The organism is Streptomyces sp. UW30 (genome assembly GCF_008042075.1).
Lineage (GTDB): Bacteria > Actinomycetota > Actinomycetes > Streptomycetales > Streptomycetaceae > Streptomyces.
Genome location: NZ_RDBN01000037.1, coordinates 671,527 through 693,149, shown reverse-complemented (window position 1 = coordinate 693,149; position 21,623 = coordinate 671,527). Strand labels below are relative to the sequence as shown.

The following is a 21,623-nucleotide window of genomic DNA, read 5'->3' as shown; positions in this document are numbered from 1 at the left end:
GGTGTCTCCTGATCACAGTGAGTGTGCCGTGGAGGGTGGCGGACTTCGGTCGGCGACACAGTCCCGCTCACGCATTAACGCCAGTTGAACAACGTCCCAAGGGGCGCGGGACTGTGTCCATATGCCGCTCCGCCCCGTGGGCGCGACCAGCCCCCACTCACCCGCACCCGCCTCCCGGCGTCAACCCCCCTGCTGCGACCGCGCCTTGAACGCGGCCTTCCGCGCCTCCTTGGCGACCTTCTTGTCCGGATGCAGCCGCCCCATCGCCTCCAGCACATCCGCCGTGGCCGGATGATCGACCCGCCAGGCCGCCGCGAAGAACCCGCTGTGCTGCGCGGCCAGCCCCTCCACGAGCGCCCTCAGCTCGTCGGAGTTCCCCTCGGCCGCCAGCTGCGCAGCCACGGTGTCGACGGTCAGCCAGAACACCAGGTCCTGGGACGGCGCGGGCACGTCCCCGAACCCCGCCTCGGTCAGCCACACCCGTGCCAGACCGCCGAGTTCCGGATCGTCGAGGACCTCCCGCAGCGCCGGCTCGGCCTCCGCGCCCACCAGCGACAGCGCCTGCTGGCACCGCAGCCGCCTCAGCGGCCCTCCGGCGTCCGAGCCCCGCGCCGCCGCCAGCAACTCCCGTGCCGCGGCGAGGGGTTCGCGCCGGGCGAGCCACAGCTCGGTCTCGGTCCGCGCGGCGGTCTGCGGGAAGGTGGCCGTCCCGTCGAGCAGCGCGTCGGCGCCCTTGTCCGCGAGGTCCCCGACGGCGGGCGCCTCGAACCCGGCCTCCAGCAGCCGCGCCCGCATCCCGTACAGCCCGAGCGGAGTCAGCCGCACCATGCCGTAGCGCGACACGTCGGTGTCGTCGACGCCGGCCGGCAGTTCCTCGGCGGCGCCCTCGGCGTCCGCCATCAGCGCCTCGTCCACCGGCTGGTACTCCACCAGTCCGACCGGGTCCAGCAGCCGGAACTGGTCGTCCAGGCGCATCATCGCGTCGGACACCTGCTCCAGTACGTCGTTCGTGGGCTCGCCCATGTCGCTGGGCACGATCATCGACGCGGCGAGGGCCGGCAGCGGTACCGGCCCGTCGCCCGGTCCGTCCTCGCTGGTCGTCAGCAGGTACAGGTTGCCGAGCACCCCGTCGAGGAACTCCGCCTCGGCCTCCGGGTCCCAGTCGAGCTGGGAGAAGTCGACCTCGCCGCCCTCGTCCATGGCGTCGACCAGGTCCTCCAGGTCGGGCACGCTCGCGTCCGCGAGCACCGTCTCCAGCGCGCCGAGCCACACCGCGAGCACGTCGTGCGGCGAACCGCCGGTCAGCAGCGCCAGATCCGCGCCGGGCGCGACGGTGCCCGCCTCCTCGTCGACGACCTCGACCAGGCCGGTGTCGACGGCCACCCGCCAGGCCTCACCGGCGTACGCGGCGGCGTCGTCCCCGCTCAGCCCGAGCTCCTCGGCGGCGGCCGGCAACTGCTCGTCGACGAGCTCGCCCCCGGCGTCGACCCGGGTGTCCGGCCCGGCCCAGCCGGCCAGCCGAGCGGCACGGGAGAGCAACGGCGTGGACAGCGCGTCCCGCGCAAGCTCCGCTTCGGGGTGCAGCCGTACCGGTGGCAAGGGGGAGCTGTCTGACATCGGATGGTTCTCCTAGGCGCTTGCATGGCCGTACGCATCGCGGCTCAGTCGCTCAGCCTAGACGGATTTCCACCCATGCCGCCCGGTTCATGTCCCTGCCAGGTGGTGTACATGGCCGAAACCTTGACAAGTGGCGTGACCAGGCAGGAGATTACGCGCGTAGAAATCTGGCGGACATCTGTTCACTGTATTTTCTACGCGCGTTGCAGCCACCGGCCGCGACCGACCGGTTCCACGCTCCATCCCGCGTTCCATCCACGTCCCGGCACCCACGCATGTCCCCGGAGGGATCCCGTTGCCGAGCAAGAAGTCCGCGCGTCTCGCCGCGCTCACCGTCGCCGCAGTCTGCTCCGCGGCGTCCACCGTCGCCCTCACGGCGCCTGCGCACGCCGACTCCGTGCGCATCCATGACGTCCAGGGCAGTACCCGAATATCGCCGTACGCCGGCAAGCAGGTCACGGACGTGGCCGGAATCGTCACCGGCGTACGCACCTACGGGTCCTCCAGAGGCTTCTGGATCCAGGACGCCACCCCGGACGACAACCCGGCCACCAGCGAGGGCGTCTTCGTCTTCACCAGCTCCGCCCCGAAGGTCGCCGTCGGCGACTCGGTCCTGGTCTCGGGCACGGTCTCCGAGTACGTCCCGGGCGGCGCCTCCTCCGGCAACCAGTCGCTGACGGAGATCACCAAGCCGACGGTCACCGTCGTCTCCAGCGGCAACGCCGTTCCGGCCGCCAAGGTGATCGACGCGAAGTCGGTGCCGGCCGCCTACAGCCCGCAGGGCGACACCGTCGCGGGCGGCTCCGTCAACGGCCTGACCCTGCAGCCCGCCAAGTACGCCCTGGACTACTACGAGTCCCTGGAGGGCGAGAACGTCCAGGTCGCCGACACCCGCGTGGTCGGCGCCACCGACCCGTACACCGAGCTGTGGGTCACGGTGAAGCCGTGGGAGCACCGCAACCGCCGCGGCGGCACGGTCTACGGCACCTACGACTCGCAGAACACCGGCCGGCTCCAGATCCAGTCCCTGGGCAAGCCCGCCGACTTCCCCGTCGCGAACGTCGGCGACGTCCTCAAGGGCGCCACGGCCGGTCCGCTCGACTACAACCAGTTCGGCGGCTACACCCTGGTCGCGGGCCAGATCGGCACCCTGAGCAGCGCCGGTCTGGAGCGCGAGGCCACAAGGAAGCAGTCGCGTGGCGAGCTGGCGGTCGCCACGTACAACGTGGAGAACCTCGACCCGTCCGACGCCACGTTCGCGGAGCACGCCTCCGCGATCGTGAACAACCTCAAGTCGCCCGACGTCGTGTCCCTGGAGGAGATCCAGGACAACAACGGCGCGACGAACGACGGCACGGTCGCCGCCGACGCGACGATGACCAAGCTGACCGAGGCGATCGTCGCCGCGGGCGGCCCCAAGTACGACTGGCGCTCGATCGACCCGGTGAACAACGCCGACGGCGGCGAGCCGGGCGGCAACATCCGCCAGGTGTTCCTGTTCAACCCGGAGCGGGTCTCCTTCACCGACCGCGCGGGCGGCGACGCCACCACCGCCGCCGGTGTGACGAGCGTGCGCGGCAAGGCCGCCCTGACGGTCTCCCCCGGCCGGATCGACCCGGCGAACGCGGCCTTCACCAACAGCCGCAAGCCGCTGGTCGGCGAGTTCGTCTTCCGCGGCAAGACCGTCTTCGTGATCGCCAACCACCTCAACTCCAAGGGTGGCGACCAGGGTCTGACCGCGCAGTACCAGCCGCCGACCCGCAGCTCGGAGGTCCAGCGCCACGCGCAGGCCACCGCGATCCACTCGTTCGTCAAGGACATCCTCGACGCGCAGAAGAGCGCGGACGTCATCGCCCTCGGCGACATCAACGACTTCGAGTTCTCCGACACCGTGGGGATCCTCGAGGGCGACGGCGAGCTGTGGTCGGCGATCAAGTCGCTGCCGAAGAGCGAGCGTTACTCCTACGTCTACCAGGGCAACGCCCAGACGCTGGACCAGATCCTGGTCAGCCCGTCGATCCGGCGCTCCTGCGACTTCGAGTACGACAGCGTGCACATCAACTCGGAGTTCAACGACCAGATCAGCGACCACGACCCGCAGGTGCTGCGCTTCCGTCCGTAGCCTTCGCCGGGTCTCAGGGCTGGCTGAACACGCCGTTCAGCCAGCCCTGCCACTCGGTCTCGCACTCCTTGATGTCGGCGCCCGGCGTGAAGTCGTGCAGGGAGATGCCGACCGGGTGGCCCCAGTGGTTGCGCCCGAAGACGCGGGTGAGACCCCGGTCCGTGCGCAAGCCGATGAAGTACGGGTTGCGGAAGTCGACCACGGCGTCGAACTCGTCGGGCCCGTGCACCGTCACGGTCGTACCGGCGGCCACGTCCGCCCCGACGCCGAGTGCCCGCCCGACGACTTCCAGGGCGTCCGCGGTCTTCGACGCGTCGGGCCCGTCGAAGGTGGCGAAGGCGGCGGGCCGGGGCGCGAAGTGCGTGAGGTACTCGCGCAGGGTGTGCAGATAGAAGTCGGTGTGCTTGGCGGCTCCGTCGTACTGGTTGTCCCAGTCGTCGACGAAGATCCCGCTGTGCACGTACCGCACCCAGGCCCGCTTGCCGTCGTCACGCGGCTCGATGGTGTAGTCGAGTTGGTTGGCGCTCTGCTCTGAGATGCCCTCGACGTCCTCGACGCGGTTGGTATAGCGGTGCGGCGGGTCCCAGGCGGTGACCTTGGACCCGAAGGGGCCACTGCCGCCGACCCGGGGCTCCGGCGGCTCCATCGGCCACAGATAGCCACCGGTCCCGGTGGTGATCGCTTCCCACACCTCCTGAGGCGTGGCGTCGACCTCGAACTCTCGGGCGATCTCGAATTCCTTGGACATGGTGGGCTCCTGAGTCCTACTGCTCTACTTCCGGGGTGGGCTGCTGGTCCTTGACCGTGGGATGTACGGCGACCACGATCCGGTGATCCCGGCCGCCGTCGGCGTCGGGTGCGTCGTACTTGCGGATCAGCGCGCTGACTCCGGCCGTCAACTCCTCGATGAACGCCGCCCGTTCGGCGGCCGAGGCGAAGCGGACCTCGCCGTCCAGCGCATACGTCGCCAGCCGCTTGCGGGCCTTCGCCGCACCGGTGATCAGCGAACCGACGTCCCGCACGAGGCGGGCGCCGAGCGCGAGCAGCCAGCGCGCCGAGAGCTGGTCGCGGAAGCGGTCCGGGTCCGGCTGCACCGCGGCGAGCGCGAGCGGCGAGATGACGTACGACGCGGCGGTCGCCCGCATCAGCCGCTCGGTGACGTTGCCCTTGCGGCGCTCGCCGGCCAGCTCGACCAGGCCGTGCCGCTCCAGGGCCTTGAGGTGGTAGTTCACCTTCTGTCTGGGCAGCCCGACCTTGCCGGCCAGCATGGCGGCCGACGCGGGGCCCGCCGCCAGCTCGGCGAGCAGCCGGGCCCTTATGGGGTCCAGGGAGACGGCTGCGGCCTCGGGGTCCTCGATCACGGTGACGTCCAGCATGCGTCCACCGTCTCACCGAAAACTTTTTTTGTCCAGGAGGCATAAGTTGTCGGTGGGTCGCTCAGCCGGGAATCAGCCCGAGGGCGTGGTCGTACCGGCTCACCGTGCTGCCCTTCAGCCCCGGCCAGGTCTGCACCCGCTCCCACAGCGCCGTCGCCGAGCCGATTCCGTCCCCCGGGGCGGCCAGGGCGTCGAGGTGGGCCTGGGCGCTCTCCCACTCGGCGTAGTTGAGGACGCGGGTGCCGTCGGTGCTGAGGTGGAAGTGGGCGGAGATGCCGCCGGGGTGGGGGTTCGGTTCGGCCTCCAGCGCCTCGACGACGGCGTCGACCCAGGCCCGCTGACGGTCGGGGTCGGGGCCCTCGAACTCGATGTCGACGATCACGATGCAGCCGGGGACGCGTGTGTCGTCCGGCCGGCTGAGGCTGCGGTGGTGCCGGTACCGGCCGAGCCGGAGGCGTTCGATGCCCGGCACGGCGGTGTCGATCTCGTCGACGCGCTCCTGCCGGTGGGTCTTGACGAACGCCTCGTAGGCCGCGTCGCTCCGCCACTGCGAGTAGTGCAGGAGTGTGCTGGCGTCGTGCCCGGTGTAGACGTGGTAGCCGAGCAGCCCGTCGGCGGGCCAGGGGCGGCGCTCCCAGGTGACGCCGATCGCCTCGACGGCCCGCCGCTGCCGGAGCGGGGTGCCCACGCGCCAGGTGCTGAAGAAGGGGGCGCCGATCTCGGGGCGGGCGAGGTCGGGGTGGGCGTCGGTGCGACGGGTCATGGCGGCCTCCAGGCTCGGTGATCGATACGTGCACCGATCACCTTTCGACCTCAAGCGGACTTGAGGTCAAGGGGGCCGAGGAGGGGGCGGGTCGACGCCGGCTGACAGGCGCGGGCACACAGCGGTGCGGGACCGGTGGACTGCCGCGTGCCACCGGTCCCACACCTGGTCCGCTACCCCGCCGCCGCACATGGTCTGCGACCCCGCCGGTGCCGGCGTCCCGACCGACGCCCGGCGAGGCCGCCGCCTCAGTGACGGCCGCCGTACCGCCGGCGGCCGGCACACAACGGTGCGGGACCGGTGGACTGCCGCGTACCACCGGCCCCACACCTGGTCTGCGACCCCGCCGGGGCCGGCGTCCCGACCGACGCCCGGCGGGGCCGCCGCCTCAGTGACGGCCGCCGTACCGCCGGCGGCCGGCACACAACGGTGCGGGACCGGTGGACTGCCGCGTACCACCGGCCCCACACCTGGTCTGCGACCCCGCCGGGATCGGCGTCCCGACCGACGCCCGGCGAGGCCGCCGCCTCAGTGACGGCCGCCGTACCGCCGGCGGCCGGCACACAACGGTGCGGGACCGGTGGACTGCCGCGTACCACCGGCCCCACACCTGGTCTGCGACCCCGCCGGGATCGGCGTCCCGACCGACGCCCGGCGAGGCCGCCGCCTCAGTGACGGCCGCCGTGCCGCCGGCGCAGCATCCCTGCCGCGACCAGCGCACCCACCGCCGCCCCGGCCACCAGCACCCGTCGGGGATGCCGTAGGCCGGCCTGGACGACCCTGCGGACGGGGCGCGGTACGCCGCGTTCCACCGTGTGGCCCGCTTCGGTCGCCTTGTCGTGGACGGTGTGACCGGCCTGGGTCGCCCGGTCCTGGACGGTGTGCCCTGTCCGTGTCGCGCGGTCCTGCATCGCGTGGCCCGCCTGGGCGGCGCTGTCGCGCAGGTGCACGGTCATCGCACCCGCCTTGTCCCGGAGGTCGGCGGCGCGGGCCATGGCCCGGCCCTTGACGTCCGCCTTCTGAAGCAACTCGGCCACCGTGTCGCCGAGTTCGCCGCGCGTCCGCTCGATCTGGTCACGCAGCTCCTCGGAGCCATCGGCCCCACCGGCGGCCTTCGCGGCCGAGCCTCCTATGTCCCCCGCAGTCCTGTCCGTCATCGATGGGCCCTTCCCTTGATCTGCTCGACGTCCGTCCTGACGCTGCCGAGAGCCTCCTCGGGCGTGGGCGCTGCCCGGCGCAGCTGGGCGCGGCCGGTCGCCGCCGGCACGGCCGCGAGGGCGAACAGCACCCCGGTCACGACGAGCGCGGCGGCCCACGAAGACAGCGTCAGTGAGAGGGCGGCGGTGGCGGCCGCGGCCAGGAAGAGCAGTCCGGCGTACGCGACAGCGCCCGCCGCACCCAGCAGGCCGCCACCGCGACCGGCTCGCCGGCCCTTCTCGGCCGGCTCCTGCTCGGCGAGCGCGACTTCCTGTCGTACGAGTCGGGAGAGCTGTTCGCCTGCCTGGGCGACGAGTTCGCCCACGCCGTGGTGTTCGTCGCGCAACGGCTCGGGGGCCGTGGTCCCGGTCACGGTGTCCCGCCTCCTCTCGGTTCGCAGCCCCCGGGTACCCGGACCTGCCCCCGCTATCCCTCCCGTCCGCCGCCCGGTCCGCGTTCGCCCAGCCGGGCCAGCTGGGCCTGGAACCAGTCGAGGCGGGCCTGCAACAGCGCCGCCTCGGCGGTGAGTTCGGGCACCCCGAGTTCCCCGGCGGCCCCGAGGTCGCCCGGCGCCACGGACAACGCCTTCCCGGCCACGACCCGCAGCCCCTCCCCCGCGAGCCGGGCGAACCCCGCGAGCGAGACGGACGTGCGGCCGCGCAGGCAGCCCGCGCAGGACGGCGCGAGCGCCCGCCGGCCGGGGCGGCCCCAGCCGGCGTCGGCCAGGGCGGCGGCGACCGTGCCGCAAGCACAGGGGCCGACCGTGGCGGTGCGCACCCGCTGACGGGCGTAGCGAAAGCCGCGCTCGAAGCGGATGTAGCGGCCGAGCACGGTCACTTCGAGCAGTACGGCCGTCCGGTGCTCGGCCGTGCAGAGCAGCGCCTCGGCCGCCGCGCGCTCGTGCACACAGTGGAAGCCGCAGTCGCAGCGGCGGCTCGGTGCCCGGTGCCGCAGGCCGTAGACGCAGGACGCGTCGGCCAGGACCCCGTACGGCAGCGCGCCGCCCAGCGACACACCGGTGAACCCGGCCCGGGTGCCGTCCTGGGACAGCATCGGGTGGGCGATCTTGTATCCGGTCGGCGGCTCCGTCGGGTGTTCCTCGGGAAGCCGCAGCCTCATCGGGCGGCCGGGGCCTCTTCGGACGCGGACGCCTCGATGTCCTGGAGTTCCCCGGCGAGTTCGGATTCTTCGTCGTGGGTCTGCGGCCGCTCCTGCGCGACGCCGGTGGCGAGTGCCTTGCCGAGCTTCATGACGCCTCCCATGACCAGGGGTCGTTGACCGTCCTGGCCATGGTGACCCATGCCGCCCGGATTTGGACATAGGGCCTACGACCGCCTAACCCGCACCCAGCGCCCCCGCCACCGCGTCCCTGACCTCGCTCTCCGAGGGCGTCGGCCGCCCCTGTTCAGCGGCGAGTTCGGCGAGCGAGGTCATCGCGACACCGGGCAGCCCGCAGGCGACGAACCTCGTGAACTCGACCAGGTCGGAGGTGATGTTGAGCGCGAAGCCGTGACTGGTGACCCCGCCCCGGATCCGCATGCCGATCGACACCAGCTTGCGCCCGTCCGGCGTCCACACCCCGACCAGCGACTGGCCGCCGGGCGGGGTGTCCCGGCGTACCGTCTCGAAGCCGAGCCCGGCGCAGGCGGCGATCAGTCCGTTCTCCACCCAGCGCACGATGTCGCCGGGCCCGCGCTCGCGCAGGTTCAGCACGAGGTAGCCGATGAGCTGGCCGGGGCCGTGGTAGGTGGCCTGGCCGCCGCGGTCGACGGGGACGAGCGGGACCGTCAGTTCCGCGGGGAGTTCGGCGGGCGGCGTGCGGGAGCCGTAGGTGATGACGGGCGGGTGGGTGAGGAGCGCGAGCCGGTCCGGGATCTCCCCGGCGCGACGCCGCTCGGCCCAGTCGGTCATGTCCCTTACGGCGTCCTCGTAGGGGACTTCGCCGAGGTCGACGCGCTCCACACACCCAACAGCCCTCATGTCGCAGCAATCCTTACCAATACCTCGTAGAAAATTTAAGTGGAGCTACGCGATCGCCCTGCCGAGACTACTCCCATGACGACTGCCCGCCCTTCCGCCGTCCCCCCGCCGTTCGGCCGCGCCCTGTGCGCCATGATCACGCCCTTCACCGAGGCGGGATCGCTCGACCTCGACGGCGCGCAGCGTCTCGCCGACCGGCTGGTGGGCGAGGGCTGCGACGGTCTGGTGCTCTCCGGCACGACGGGCGAGTCACCGACCACGACGGACGCGGAGAAGTCGGATCTGGTCAGGGCCGTCCGGGAGGCCGTGGGCGAGCGGGCGTCGATCGTCGCGGGCGTGGGCACCTTCGACACCCGGCACACCGTCGAACTGGCCCTCGCGGCCGAAAAGGCGGGCGCCGACGGCCTGTTGGCGGTCACGCCGTACTACAGCAAGCCCCCGCAGGACGCCGTGGAGGCGCACTTCCGCGAGATCGCCGACGCGGCCGGGCTGCCGATCGCGCTGTACGACATCCCGGGCCGCACCGGCACCCGTATCGAGCCACAGACGCTGATCCGGCTCGCCGAGCACCCCCGGATCGTCGCCGTGAAGGACTGCTCCTACGACTTCCTCGCCGCCCAGAAGGTGCTGGCCCGCACGGAGTTGGCGTACTACGCGGGCTGCGACGAGCACAACCTCGCGCTGTACGCGGTGGGCGGAGCGGGCTACGTGAGCACCGTCGCCAATGTGATCCCCCGTCACCTGCGTTCCGTACTGGACGCGTTCGACGCGGGCGACACGACGGGCGCGGCCCGGCTTCAGCAGCGCGCCACGCCCCTCATCGAGTTGATGATGTCGGCGGGTCTGCCCGGCGCGGTCACCGCCAAGGCCGTCCTCGGCGGACTCGGTCTGCCCGCGGGCCCGGTCCGCGCACCGCTGCGGCCCGCCGGCCGCGAGGCGGTCGACGGGCTGCTGGCGACCCACGAGTCGCTCACGACCGGCTGATCACCGGCGCGCGAAGACGGGCTCCCACTCCTGCCGTTCGATGGTCACGGTCTCCTTGCGGACTCCGCTCAGCGGTACGACCTTGTCGCTGCCGATCGTGACCAGCACCAGCCGGGGCCGGTACTCCTCGTTGAGGCTGGTCACCCGCTCCCAGGCGATCAGCCGCTTGTCGTCGACCCAGGCGAGCAGGTGGGCGCCGCGGACCTTGGTGATCTCCTTGCCGGTGAGGGGGTCACGGATCGAGGAGTAGGACCGGCCGGGGGAGCCGTCGACCTCCTTGGTCAGGCCGAGGGCGGCGAGCCGGCCGCTCGGGGACAGCCGCGCGCCGACGTCCGAGCGCAGGTACTTCTCGTTCGCCGGCGGGGCGACCTCGGTGCCGTCGCGGTCGTAGAACTTCTGCATGCCGTCCTTGCCGCCGATGACCTGCTCGTACACCCGGTCACCGGCTCGGCTGTAGGAGAAGTCCTGGCGGGTGTTGCCGTCGCGGTCGGGTGCGACCGCGCTCCAGAAGCCCTGGCCGGAGGCCACGTCGAGGTCGTAGAAGCCGGACCGGCTCGCCCCGCCCCGGTCGGGCATCCACACCGACTCCGCCCGGCCGTCGGCGTCGATCACCTGCTGCCTGGTGCGCACATCGGGGTGTTCGTCGTACGTCGTCGCGACGAGCCGGCGCCCGTCGTACGAGAACGCGAGCGCGCCGACCCCGCGCTCGACCGGGATCCACCGCTCGACCTCCCCCGTCGCGAGGTCGAGCAGGCCGATCCGGTCGGCGGGCAGGTTCCGCTCCAGCACGGCGGCGGTCTGCAGGCCGGGGGCGACGGCGACGAAGGACCACCGGGTGTCCTTCTCGTACTTCCCGGTCTTCGGGTCGAGCAGCCAGTAGGTGCGCTCCGAGACGGCACGCTTCTGCGACTGCGGATGGATCCGCGCCGTGTAGTACGCGGCCAGCACCGCGTCCCCGGCCCCGATCAGGTCGCGCGGGGGCGTCTGGTCCGGGTGGGCGCGGACGCCGTCCCGCTCCAGGACGTTCGCGGGGCGCACGTCCTCCTTGCCGGGGTTCAGCAGCGGGACCGCCACCGCGATACCGACGACGGCCGCGGTGGCCGCGGCGACGGAGGCGATCCTGCGGGTGCGGCGGCGTCGGCGCACCGCCAGTACCCGGTCGGCGAATCCGGGCCCCGCCGACGGCGATTCGGCGGCCAGGTCCCGCAGGGAGTCACGCACGAGTTCCTCGACGTTCACGGACGCACCTCCACGGGTGAGAAGTCACGGGACGGTGGTGGTCCGGCGCCGGCCGGGTCCGCAGCGGTCAGCTCCGGCGCGAGGGCGCGCAGCCGGGCGAGCGAGCGGTGGGTGGTGGAGCGGACGGTGCCGACGGAGCAGCCTAGGATCCGGGCCACGTCGGCCTCGGGCAGGTCCTCGAAGTAGCGCAGCACGAGTACGGTGCGCTGCCGCGCGGTGAGCCGGGCGAGGGCGCCGCGCATCAGCAGTCGCAGTTCGGCGGCGGCCACGCCGTCCGGTCCGGCGCCGCCCTCCGGGGGCTCGGCGACGCTCAGTTCACGCCGTCGCCACTTCAAGCGCCAGCGGCTGATCTGCTGCCGGTACAGGATCCGGCGCACATATGCCTCCGGCTCGTCGATGCGATGCCAGCGGTCGGCCACCTTGATCAGCGCGTTCTGCAGAAGGTCCTCGGCGGCGTGCCGGTCGCCGCCGGTCAGCAGTACGGCGGTCTTCAGCAGCGCGGACGACCGGTTCTCCACGAACTCCCGAAATCTGTCCTGCGCTTCGGCACCCATCGCCACCTTCACTTCCCCCGGGCGGGCCCGGTGCCCGCTGCTCCTGCCCGTAGTGACGTGTGCGGGGTGCCGTCGCTATGCCTGTGCGCGAGGACGAATCCCACGGAAGGGCCGACCGGGGTCGTACCACACCCCCCTGCGATACGCCCCGGCCCCGGCCCCGGCCCTTCCTACGGGATTCGTCGTGCGCACTCAGCCCCAGCGGTAGCCGTCACCAAAGAGCAGGAAGTGCTCCAGCACATCCTCCATCGGATCGTCCACCTGCCCCACGTTGACCAGTCCGATACGAGGCCCGTTGTGCGAGCCCGTGTTGGTCTCGTCGGCATACGCGTTCCCGGCCGGCAACCAGCAGGCCGCCCCCGCGGCCAGCACCCCCACCACCAAGCGCAGCGCAGTCCTCGTCCGCTGGTTGGTCCTCACTCGACCCGTCATCGGCCCTCGGCCCTCATCTCGTCGTTTCGGCGTGTGATCGGAATCTGCGTCCACCCGTTCATCTGCCTGGACGGCTCGAAGGTCACGACGAGTAACCCGTACGTGAGCGTTGACGCGCCGTCGGGGGTCGCGCCACAACGGTTTTCAGGACCGCTCAGTCGCCGACGAACCAGAGATATCGGTGTGGCCCACTCTGAACGACCTGGCACAACTCCCGAGCCTGGTCCACCCACGTACCGCCGTAGGCTTCGGGAAGTCGGTCGAACTCCGCCGGCAGCAACGGCACCTGCCGCTCATTGAAGACGGCATCCCCGTAAGGGCTCAAGGCCCACAGCATCGGGAACCTCACCGGGGCCAGTGCTGGAAAGAGGTCCGTCCACTCAACTCCGGCCTGGGCATGAGCTACCGGTTTTCCCAGGTCCCCACGCACCTGCATGTTGATCACGCGCCGACCGCACCGGCGGTTCGCCTCCTGCCAGTGCACCATCGGCCGCGGCGCCGACGGCAAGCTGGACGGCCGGCTGATCGACAACGCCCTGCACCCTGTGGAGCACCTGGTCCCGGCCGCCGGCCGGGCGAGCGCATGGAGGGCCTGCGTCTGGCCTCCCGCGACTACGCCGCCACCGGCATCGGCATCGGCACCGTGCGCGACTCGCGGTCACCCCCGAGGACTACGCCGTGCTCCTGGCCGCCCACGAGGCGGGTGCGCTGCACACTCGGGTGCGGGCGCTGATCTCGGCGCTCGGTCTGACCAGCGCGGCCCAGGTGGAGTACCTGCTCGGCGTCATGGAGCAGCGGCGCTACGGCTCCGACCCGTGGCTGTCCGTGTGGGGCGTGGAGTTCGGCCTGGACGGCGGCCTGGAGGCCGGAGCGACCGAGGAGCCGTACGCCTGCGACCACTCCTTCTCCGGGATGCTGATCTGGGAGCCGACGCGCCGGTCGAGGCGGACGAGGCGGTGGTCCGGCGCGCCCGGCCGGGCCACGGGCTACAACGTCGGGGGAACCTGGAAGGAGCTTGTCCGGTAGCGGCTGCGGAATTCGGCCAGCAGCTCATCGGTCGCTTCGGCGCCGACGCTCACGGCGGCGTGGACATCGCGGAAGTAGTTTTCGTAGCCGGCGGGAGTGTAGAGGCACAGGGCGCGTGCGGCGACCGTGCCTGCGTTACGGAAGCCGTGTGGGGTGCCGCGGGTCGCGGCGAGCAGATGCCCGGGGCCGGCTGTTATTTCGCCATCCCCGGTGTGGAGCGTCAACTCACCTTCYAGGACGTAGAAATACTCGTCGTGTCCTTCATGCACGTGCGGCCTGGCACCAATCGTGCCGGGGGCGAGGCTGAACTCCTCGAAGGCGAAGTGCCCGCCCGTGTGCTCGCCGGTGAGCCGGAAGAAGTGCGCGACACCGGCGACGTCTATGAGCTCACCGTCCAGGGGGCGACGCAGCAGCGGCCGGGCGGGATTCCGGGACTGATCATCGGTCATGGGGCATTGTGGCCCAGGGCAGCGGCCTTCAGCCGAGCCCCGCACGCCATGAAAGGAATCCGACACACCTGAGGTTTCCCCCAGCGTCGGTGTCCACCGAGCGGTGGACAGCAAGTTCAACCGAGCACCTCTGTCCGACAACTGGCCTGTTCAACAAGGCTCTTGGGCATGAAATCAATCTCTGTGAGCATGGCTCGCTGGAGCGCGCGGCACCCCTGGCGGGCGATCGTCAGCTGGCTGGTGTTCGTGGTGCTGTACCTGGGGGTCGGCAGCGCTGTCGGTATGAACAGTGCGAAGACGGCGGACTACCGGGTCGGTGAGGCCGGCCGCGCCGAGGCCCTGGCCGCTGAGGGACGCCTGGAACGCAGGTCCACCGAGCAGGTGCTGATCTCCGCCAGGTCGGGCTCTCTCGACCGGGCCGCCGCACAGGCCAGCCCAATTGCTCATGAGCCTCCACGCTCCCAGCCGGCATGCCTACCCCGTCGAGCGCGCGCGATGCGTGAGCGGACTACCCAGCACGGGGCGCCATGAGGAGGATTACGGATGCTGCCGCTCTGCGCTGACCAGGCAGAACAGCACCCCACAGCAGCGTCGAGCACCCCCCGGCAAGGATTCGACCCCACTCCTGAAGCGGTGCTCACTCTCTGCTCCGCTCAGGGCGAGGGCGTGAAGCCAGCGGACAGGTCGAGATGGAAGGAGGAGCCTGGAGCCGAGGGGGCCCAGCCGTCGCGCAGCGCGCATTTGATGGCTTGGGCAACGTCGGATGGCATTACTGGCTTGGCTTCGCGTCCAGGCCAGGCCCTGGAAGTAGGTTGGCCGGCGTCGCAGCCGCCAGCGGTACGCCGTACCGTCGACGACGATGCGGCGTGCGGCCCTTACGTCCCAGTGCCATGACTCCTCCTCGACGTGGAGGATCGAGCCCCAAATACCCTTAGCTTCCCAAGCTGATGGCGCCCGTTGCCCACTCCAGGAGCACAGTCAGACGAGGTCTCGCCAAAAGGGGACCGTGGCCCTCGGGTTCCAGTTCTCGTCGACGTCGCCGCGTGCTTCGTCGAACTCCTGGTGCATGTAGTCGGCCAGGTCTAGCCCGTAGTAGATGACATCGGTCTGCCACATCGAGAGCACCGGATGACCGGAGCTTCCCCGCCCGGCCGGCAGGTATCGGTGGGCATACACGGGAACCAGTACTGGCACCGCTCTCAGATGACGCCTCGCCGTATCCAGTGCCGTCGCCCCATCAGACGGACGCTCGCCCCAGCCGTCGTACCAGAACGCGTTGTGCTCGACGCTGAGGAGAACACCCTCAGCCGGCCAGTCGAGCTGGCGACGCAAGCTGTCCGGGTCGCCGCTCCTCCACTCCGGCCAGGGCTTGGACCAGGTCTGCCCGTCCTCGGGAGGGACATTGGCCGGTAGGCCGGCTGCAAGGAACGCTCGGTGATCGTCTGCGAACTCGAAGCCGTACTCGCGCTCGATGCGGGCGAACTCGGCGTCGGTCAGCCCCGGTTCGAACTCATAGAGGCCCGTCTCTGCCAGGCGGCGTGCGGCGTCCGCGCCCAGACGTGCTCCCTCACTGCTGATCACCACCGCACGCTAGCGCCAACCGGCACCCGCGGTCACCCGAGTTGTGCGCGGTCCCCGTCTCAGTTTCCGTCTCATTCAGCACGGTTCACCGCCGTTCGGTGCGGACCGGAAGCCGACGGCACGTAAGCGTCCGGCCTCCCATGAACCCAGGTGCACGCCCCTGCACACAGCCCTCAGCCCCACCAACACAGTTGGAAAGCGTGCGCCTACTCCCGGACGTGCAAGAAGTGGTGCGCTCACAGCGTGGGACCATCGGCGGAACCCGGCCGTAGACAGGCCAGACGGAACAAGGTCCCTCCGGGTGAACCGTGTGATGCTCCAAGTACCGCAAGGTATCTCTGCACAGAACGCCACAGCCCCAGAGACGGGAAGGAAATGAACGGCAAGGGGTCATTCTTTGTAGAACTTGGAACACTTATTGTAGCCGTTGTAACAATGTTCCTTTCAATTTTCACCTACGGCAATACGAGCGGCTTGGAAGAGAAGAAGCAAACCAACGAAAGGTTCCTGGCCTCCTTGGAGCGCCTAGGATCTAAGAGCATGGCAGTACGAATGGGAGCCATGTACATCCTAGAAGGAGTCAATAAGGAGAAGGATAGTGACCGGAAAGCCGCAGTAGAGATTATGTCTGCGTTTATCCGCTACCATCAGCCCCGGAAGACCCGCGCCAACAAGGAAGCAAAATGCGGCTCGCTCGCTCGGCCAAAGACCGATGTTCAGACCACCGCGACAATCCTGGGCCGGAGGAACACTAAAGGTGAACATTTCGGCGTAGGGGAACAACCCGAGCTCCACGACACTGCGTTGACACGCATCGATCTCCACAAAGCCCAACTAGACAAAGCTGACTTCACCGATTCAGATCTCAGGTGTGCACGTTTCGTAGGCGCCCATCTACGCAAAACAGTTCTAGTTGGCGCATTTCTCCAGCGCGCCAACTTCTCCGACGCCGACCTGACAGGGGCGAAACTTCAGTACGCAAGACTCTCGGGTGTCATTTGGCGGAACACCACGTGCCCAGATGGCACGAATAGCGATACCGCCAGTAATACATGTGAGATCCACTTGAGCACCCATTAGTCGTTGCCTGGGGTCAAAAGTAATTCCAGAGCCGCTGCAACGAGGTTCAGCAACCTCCCTGGCCCGAAGAGTCCTCACAGGGGTCTAGCGACGCCTGTGACCGCCAGTGACCGATCCAGAGGCATTGCGGATCAGATGGCACGAACGCGGCGCATGACGCTCCGTGCCGCCGCAGTCGTGCCAGATTAAGGGGTCAGCCACGGTCGCCTTGGCATGTTAAGGCTCACTCTCCGAACCACGCCTCCCGTTTGTGAAGCACCGGACAGTTTGGCTTGGTCTGCGGATCAGTTGATGTCCAGCGTCTCGGCCTGACGGTCAGAGCTGACAACGAAGTGGTCGAAACTCCGGCTGACATCCACAAGTGACATCAACGGCACTGAACATGGGCACCCATGCACGATCCGGCACGTCTGGCCCAGCCGCCTCCTGGCGCCCCCGGGCAGCGCTTGGATCGAACTCCTAAAGCGAGTGTCAGCCCACCTGGTCGGCTCGAACAGGCTCGCCCTCCACAACAGGCCAGCGCTGCGAGTCTGCAGCTATCGCACCACGGTCGCTGGCGAGACGTGACGTGACAACGCCCCCAATACGCGCGAGTTCGCTGGTGGAGCGCGGCCGTGGGTATCAGTCCCGGGCCTGCGTGAACCTGCGCCGACGAGCCGCCCCGGCCGTACTCGACTCCGGTGTCTCAAGAGCCGTGGGCACCGCAGCTGGCGGACCGATCACAGCACGACGACGTCGTGACAGGAAGCGCAGCGGTCGTAGCCAGCGGTGGCGGGACCAGCCTGAGCCGTTGCGGAGTTCGGCATAGCGCACCACCGCGCCTGGGCTCTGAGTGCGGATCCACATCGGTCTGCCGACCATGATGCGCTCAGCTCCCGCCGATTCGCCCTCAAGGCGCCACCGGGCAGGGTCGAGCACGACATCGGTGTAGATCTCGGCAAAGAATTCGCAGTCGCCGGCGTGGCCGATGGTGAAGCCGCGTGTCTCTGGTCTGCCCACATGCTCGCCGCTGATGCTTGAGAAACCCTGGTCCAGGGCGATCTTCAAAGCCTCCACGGATCGCGCTTGCTCGTCGTCCCACTGGGAAGTGTTCTGCGTCCCCCGGCTTCGCAGGAGCTCCTCGATTGCCGGCGCCGCCGAGGACGTCCAGCCGTTGTCGAAGCCGTCGCTCGGCCCGAAGCCGCGGAGATTGTCCTTGCTACCGAAGAGGCAGAGATCGACCCGCCGACCGTTCGCGCTGCGAAGTTGGACATGCATGACAACGCCGCCCTGAGCGTGCCACGCAGCGAATTCCGCGAATTCGACCTTGCCAACACCTGTGATGTAGGAAGCTGGGGGCTCCGTGTCGAGATCTTCAACGGCGGCGGTACCGATGTGCCGCTTAACCCTGCGCGCCTCCTCAAGCCGGTTCCGGGTGACGCGCGCCTGTTGCCCAAAGCTACTCTGGAGACCGGGCACGGACAGGCCAACTGTCCAGGTCCGTCGCCCCGCGAGTTCGATTCCGTTCTCCTCGGCAACCCGTTGGATCGCCCGGTCGGACCAGTAGACATACCTGCCGACCTCGCTACCGCTGGACACCATCCGACCTTGCCTTCCGTTCATCACATCTGCAGGGCGCAGACGCTCATGCTGGCACCCCAGGCGCGTGGAGTTCACGAGAACAGCAGGTTCGTCCCCCGGCAGTCCCGCCTACGCTCTTCAGACTCCACGACCAGACCACGAAGGTCGGGCCTGGGGAAGCCAATTGGGAGAACCGCACCGCCTGGCAGCTGTGCACTCACAGAGGCAGAGTGGGCAGCTCACCATGCTCTTGCATCCGTTCAGAGACGAACTCGAAGCTGAGGCTGCGGGGCTAGGTCACCAGCCCTACCCATCGCGGGGGTGAGTGTCTAACTGTGTGACAACGCCGACAGACGGCGACGGACAACCGTGCACACCTGTGGACCATCGCAGGCACAGCGACCCAAGGCCAGGCGCCTGCCCAAGTTGCTTCGGGACGAAGCGGTCTGTGGGTCACGGCGCTTCGTCCTTGCTCGGCGCAGACGAACCAGTAGCCGTCCGTCGGCGTCTCCGTTTCAGGGGACGGAGGCCTCATGGCACAGGGATTGAACAGTGGCGCGGACCATTCGTCCGACAACTTAAATGACGCGCTCAGGACGCTCACTAGCGAACTCGCACGGGCTGACGCCAAGGCAAGCGTCGTGCTGGCGATGACTGGCGTGGCCTTAGGCTTCGTTGCAGCACAGGGCTCCAGGCACCAGGGGGCGATCGTACTGGCCGTTGGCGCGGCCGGCGCGATGTGCCTCGTGATCGCCTTCGTGGTTCTGCTCATCACCGTCCGACCAGTCCACATCGACACTGCGACCGCTGAAGGCTGGTCTCGTTGGGCGACTCTGGAACCAGAGTCGCTACGCGACCACATGCGCGCGGATCTGCGCGCTGAGCGGGTTGCATTCCTCTCCCGCGCAGTCGCGATCAAGTTCCGCCGGCTCCGTCTCGGAATCAACCTCATCCTGGCTGGCGTCTGCCTGCTATGTGCCGCAACTGCGCTGGGCTTGGTCCTGTAGGGCCACGACCGAGGACGACGTGCCGTGCCAGACTCGTGCCAGGTCGTGCGGGGAACCACGGGGAATGGCGGGGAGCACGCTGCCGACCGGTCCGACCCCGCTAGCAGCTCCGCCACTGGTCAGCCCAGCAATCGCCCGTAGAAGACCCAAGCTTCCCAAGTAGAGAGCCTTGGCCCTGCGTCTCAGCGCACGGCAGAGTCAGCGGGCCCCCTGCATTCTGCCTGGCAACGGGGCCTTGGCCGCCGCCCCCGGCTCGGTCTGTCAGGCACAGTGACGGCCCTCGGGACGTTTCCCCGACCGGAGCCAGGGACGGGATCGCTAGCCTCTGGCGAGCCCTGGACTCCAGGCGGATCGTCTGGCCCCGCTTGAAGAGCGCGCCGTACCTCACGCCAAGCGCGGATGATCTCAGGCAGCTTAGACAGCACCTCGGCTATCTGCGTCAGTAGCAGCATGACGCAGCCAAAAGCAGCGAGGATCACCAGCGTCACGTTGTCCCAGCTCATGAAGACTGTCCCAGCGTCCGCTGGAGCGGTGCTCGACGTCCATGGAGGCTGAGCGTCGCGGCCCCCAACCGCACCTCCAGGCGGTCGCCAGCATCGCGCATCGTGGCGCCGGGGATACCAATCTGGGGAGCTGTCAGTGATGCTGCGACGTCTTCGACGTAGGGAAAGCCATTCCATCGAAACGTCCACCGGTCTGCCGAGCCCCACAGCTGCTTCCCATATCGTTCTTCGCTCCCGTCGTTGAGCCAACCAGAACGTTGTAGGGGATCAGAGAACCAGTTGCCGATCGCCCACCTGCCCTGCGGGTCCTGAGTCGCCATTCTGGTCGCGAGTCCGGCCAGCAGGCACTCAGCGTCTGCGCCCATGCCGGGTACTTCGTCTAGCTGTATCTGCTCAGACGGGGTCAGCGGCTCATCAACTGAGTAGAAGTCCCAGCGGGGGGAAAGACGCCGCGAAGTACCCCAGGTGCCGGACGGGTTTCCTGTGACTACCAGTTGGGCGCCCGTGGGCAGATGACGTGCAAGGTAGGTGCGCCGGCCGCGGAACTCTTCGAGTCGGAGTCCCGGTAGAGAGCTTCCTCCGTGACGGCTGGGTAGGAGGTACGGTGCCACGTTGTGCGGGACGTCCGTGATGAGGACGAGTCGGTTGTAGCGCGGCGACGCTGTGATGTCGTAAGCCACGAGCGTGTGCAGCCCCCACCGAGCAGGCGGACGAGCTTCCCCGAGTCCCAATCGGTTGAACAGGCCGAGTGCCAACAGAGCGCGAAGGGTGCGTTGTTCGCTCAAGCAGGTATCAAGACCGAGTGACCCATCTCGTGGAACCCCTGCAAACGCTCCCTCTTCGGGCTCACTAGTGAATCCCACTCGGGTTCGGGCAATGGCCTTCTTCACGCTTTCAGGCATGCTGATACCTCGATGCCACCCGGCTGGCGCTCTCGGTCACATACCTCGTGAACCCACCAAAATCTCATGCGGAGTTGGGTGCACCACACCCATCTGCAGCGTCCGCAGGTGCCGGGCCTGTGGATACGTTGCCGCCCTTCGACTCTCCGCGAGCCGAATGTGGGCAGCTTAGCGGATGGTCGAGCGGGTACGGGCGGAGTTGCACAGAGCATGCCAGGCAGGTGCCTCACTGGTCCCATGGCGTCTGCCAGTTCCTGTGGCGATCCGCTCGCACCACAAGCGCACCAGATCTAGCGGGGAACAGCGGGGAATCACGGTGAAAGCACCCGAGGCCAATGAGAGCACTGCCCCGCCGTTCGCCTAGGTCGGCGCCCACACCGGCCCCAAATGCTCGCAGCTTCCCAAGCTGAGGGCTTCGAGGCCGTAGTTCCGGGGCGGGTTCGGTCCCTCACCCGGCAGTGGCCATGCCCGTCATCATCCCGGCCGTTCGGGGGATACGCGGGCGGTCTCGGGGACGTATCCCACCTCGCGGGGGCATCCCTTGCTGGGACGAAAGGGAGACATGATGCCGCTCTATCTATCGCGGTTCAGCTACACGCCGGAGACCTGGGCGAGCCTGATCGGCCACCCCGAGGACCGCGCAAAAGCCGCTCAGTCGTACATCGAGTCCGTCGGCGGCAAGCTCCACGGCTTCTGGTACGCGTTCGGCACCCGCGACGGCTACAACCTTTGGGAGGCCCCCGACAACGTCTCCATGGCCGCGGTCGCCCTGGCGATCAGTGGCGGCGGTGCACTCAGCTCGTTCGAGACGACCGTTCTCCTGACCGTCGACGAAACCATGGATGCCCTGCGCAAAGCCGGGCAAGTCCAGTACCGGGCTCCGGGCGCGTAGTGGTCCAGGCATCGGGCAGCGGTACAGCAGCGAAGTACAGCAACCCTCCGTGGTCGTTGAAGACCGCATAGCGTCCTGCATGACCGCCATTGACCGATCTCTGTAGAGCTACAGATCAGAAGGTCGCAACACGTGATCTGCACGAGTGCCCGTCACGCGCGCCCAAGCTCCCGTCGGGCTGCGCAGAGCCGGGATCGAACTCCACATGCGGTGCTCGCGGACGGCTCTCCTCACGCACAAGCGCCCTCCCAGGCCGTCCTCGGGCCGTAGAAGGGCGCTCAGTCATGACCAACACCGACACTGCCGACAGCTCAGCAGCAGGTCAAGGCGTTGATCGATGACGCGGCCGCACGTCACGG

At 69.0% G+C, this 21,623-nt stretch carries 22 protein-coding genes and 1 pseudogene; 7 read left to right on the top strand and 16 right to left on the bottom strand.

What is annotated here, in order from left to right:
* Positions 1-180: 180 nt before the first annotated feature.
* Complete coding sequence (locus EAO75_RS21755) at positions 181-1,617, bottom strand: hypothetical protein (RefSeq protein ID WP_147996728.1); 1,437 nt, start codon at positions 1,615-1,617, stop codon at positions 181-183.
* 295 nt (positions 1,618-1,912) lie between these two features.
* On the opposite strand from EAO75_RS21755, the gene EAO75_RS21750 reads away from it, so the two are divergent.
* Positions 1,913-3,739, top strand: a complete 1,827-nt coding sequence (locus EAO75_RS21750) for an endonuclease/exonuclease/phosphatase family protein (protein WP_147996727.1) — start codon at positions 1,913-1,915, stop codon at positions 3,737-3,739.
* Positions 3,740-3,752: 13 nt separating this feature from the next.
* On the opposite strand, the gene EAO75_RS21745 is transcribed toward EAO75_RS21750, so the two are convergent.
* From EAO75_RS21745 to lipB, 8 genes are all read right to left on the bottom strand, one after another.
* Entirely contained in the window at positions 3,753-4,487 is a 735-nt protein-coding gene (locus tag EAO75_RS21745) for an SRPBCC domain-containing protein (RefSeq protein ID WP_147996726.1), read from the bottom strand.
* A 16-nt stretch (positions 4,488-4,503) separates the two neighbouring features.
* On the bottom strand, positions 4,504-5,115 hold the full coding sequence (locus EAO75_RS21740) for an ArsR/SmtB family transcription factor (protein ID WP_147996725.1): 612 nt from the start codon (positions 5,113-5,115) through the stop codon (positions 4,504-4,506).
* Between the two features lie 61 nt (positions 5,116-5,176).
* Positions 5,177-5,878 carry an antibiotic biosynthesis monooxygenase family protein gene (locus EAO75_RS21735; protein ID WP_147996724.1) on the bottom strand — a complete coding sequence of 234 codons (702 nt, stop codon included), beginning with the start codon at positions 5,876-5,878 and terminating at the stop codon, positions 5,177-5,179.
* A 668-nt stretch (positions 5,879-6,546) separates the two neighbouring features.
* On the bottom strand, positions 6,547-7,035 hold the full coding sequence (locus EAO75_RS21730) for a DUF3618 domain-containing protein (protein WP_147996723.1): 489 nt from the start codon (positions 7,033-7,035) through the stop codon (positions 6,547-6,549).
* Positions 7,032-7,448, bottom strand: coding sequence for a phage holin family protein (locus tag EAO75_RS21725; protein ID WP_147996722.1), 417 nt, complete (start codon positions 7,446-7,448; stop codon positions 7,032-7,034). Before EAO75_RS21725 ends, EAO75_RS21730 begins: the two co-directional genes overlap by 4 nt.
* Positions 7,449-7,501: 53 nt before the next feature.
* Complete coding sequence (locus EAO75_RS21720) at positions 7,502-8,194, bottom strand: hypothetical protein (protein WP_147996721.1); 693 nt, start codon at positions 8,192-8,194, stop codon at positions 7,502-7,504.
* Positions 8,191-8,325: a hypothetical protein gene (locus EAO75_RS47530; protein ID WP_261989374.1), complete on the bottom strand. Its 135-nt coding sequence runs from the start codon at positions 8,323-8,325 to the stop codon at positions 8,191-8,193. The genes EAO75_RS21720 and EAO75_RS47530 overlap by 4 nt, the downstream gene beginning before the upstream one ends.
* Before the next feature lie 85 nt (positions 8,326-8,410).
* On the bottom strand, positions 8,411-9,055 hold the full coding sequence (gene lipB, locus EAO75_RS21715) for a lipoyl(octanoyl) transferase LipB (protein ID WP_147996720.1): 645 nt from the start codon (positions 9,053-9,055) through the stop codon (positions 8,411-8,413).
* Positions 9,056-9,130: 75 nt separating this feature from the next.
* On the opposite strand from lipB, the gene dapA reads away from it, so the two are divergent.
* On the top strand, positions 9,131-10,039 hold the full coding sequence (dapA, locus tag EAO75_RS21710) for a 4-hydroxy-tetrahydrodipicolinate synthase (protein WP_147996719.1): 909 nt from the start codon (positions 9,131-9,133) through the stop codon (positions 10,037-10,039).
* On the opposite strand, the gene EAO75_RS21705 is transcribed toward dapA, so the two are convergent.
* The 4 genes from EAO75_RS21705 to EAO75_RS21690 all read right to left on the bottom strand — a co-directional run bounded on the left by EAO75_RS21705 (position 10,040) and on the right by EAO75_RS21690 (position 12,700).
* Complete coding sequence (locus EAO75_RS21705; RefSeq protein ID WP_147996718.1) at positions 10,040-11,278, bottom strand: WD40 repeat domain-containing protein; 1,239 nt, start codon at positions 11,276-11,278, stop codon at positions 10,040-10,042.
* Positions 11,275-11,832, bottom strand: coding sequence for a SigE family RNA polymerase sigma factor (locus tag EAO75_RS21700; RefSeq protein WP_147996717.1), 558 nt, complete (start codon positions 11,830-11,832; stop codon positions 11,275-11,277). The genes EAO75_RS21705 and EAO75_RS21700 overlap by 4 nt, the downstream gene beginning before the upstream one ends.
* 192 nt (positions 11,833-12,024) lie before the next feature.
* Positions 12,025-12,252, bottom strand: a complete 228-nt coding sequence (locus tag EAO75_RS21695; RefSeq protein WP_261989373.1) for a hypothetical protein — start codon at positions 12,250-12,252, stop codon at positions 12,025-12,027.
* A 166-nt stretch (positions 12,253-12,418) separates the two neighbouring features.
* A complete protein-coding gene (locus tag EAO75_RS21690; RefSeq protein WP_147998009.1) occupies positions 12,419-12,700 on the bottom strand; it encodes a hypothetical protein in 282 nt (93 codons plus the stop codon).
* A 242-nt stretch (positions 12,701-12,942) separates the two neighbouring features.
* Here EAO75_RS21690 and EAO75_RS47525 point away from each other — a divergent pair, with 242 nt between their 5' ends.
* Positions 12,943-13,290, top strand: coding sequence for a hypothetical protein (locus EAO75_RS47525; RefSeq protein WP_261989372.1), 348 nt, complete (start codon positions 12,943-12,945; stop codon positions 13,288-13,290).
* Here EAO75_RS47525 and EAO75_RS21680 read toward each other — a convergent pair.
* On the bottom strand, positions 13,251-13,739 hold the full coding sequence (locus tag EAO75_RS21680; RefSeq protein WP_147998008.1) for a cupin domain-containing protein: 489 nt from the start codon (positions 13,737-13,739) through the stop codon (positions 13,251-13,253). The genes EAO75_RS47525 and EAO75_RS21680 overlap by 40 nt on opposite strands.
* Positions 13,740-13,928: 189 nt before the next feature.
* Here EAO75_RS21680 and EAO75_RS47520 point away from each other — a divergent pair.
* Positions 13,929-14,174: pseudogene (locus EAO75_RS47520) on the top strand (MMPL family transporter); the annotation flags it as partial.
* 543 nt (positions 14,175-14,717) lie between these two features.
* Here the strand turns inward: EAO75_RS47520 and EAO75_RS21665 are convergent.
* Positions 14,718-15,320, bottom strand: a complete 603-nt coding sequence (locus EAO75_RS21665) for a hypothetical protein (RefSeq protein WP_147996715.1) — start codon at positions 15,318-15,320, stop codon at positions 14,718-14,720.
* Between the two features lie 375 nt (positions 15,321-15,695).
* Between EAO75_RS21665 and EAO75_RS21660 the strand changes: the two genes are divergently transcribed.
* Entirely contained in the window at positions 15,696-16,400 is a 705-nt protein-coding gene (locus tag EAO75_RS21660; RefSeq protein ID WP_147996714.1) for a pentapeptide repeat-containing protein, read from the top strand.
* A 621-nt stretch (positions 16,401-17,021) separates the two neighbouring features.
* Here EAO75_RS21660 and EAO75_RS21655 read toward each other — a convergent pair.
* Positions 17,022-18,056, bottom strand: a complete 1,035-nt coding sequence (locus tag EAO75_RS21655; RefSeq protein WP_147996713.1) for a hypothetical protein — start codon at positions 18,054-18,056, stop codon at positions 17,022-17,024.
* Between the two features lie 437 nt (positions 18,057-18,493).
* Here EAO75_RS21655 and EAO75_RS21650 point away from each other — a divergent pair, with 437 nt between their 5' ends.
* Together EAO75_RS21650 and EAO75_RS21640 are read left to right on the top strand one after the other, a co-directional pair.
* Positions 18,494-18,967 carry a Pycsar system effector family protein gene (locus EAO75_RS21650; protein WP_147996712.1) on the top strand — a complete coding sequence of 158 codons (474 nt, stop codon included), beginning with the start codon at positions 18,494-18,496 and terminating at the stop codon, positions 18,965-18,967.
* A 1,970-nt stretch (positions 18,968-20,937) separates the two neighbouring features.
* A complete protein-coding gene (locus tag EAO75_RS21640; protein ID WP_147996710.1) occupies positions 20,938-21,264 on the top strand; it encodes a GYD domain-containing protein in 327 nt (108 codons plus the stop codon).
* Positions 21,265-21,623: the final 359 nt, after the last annotated feature.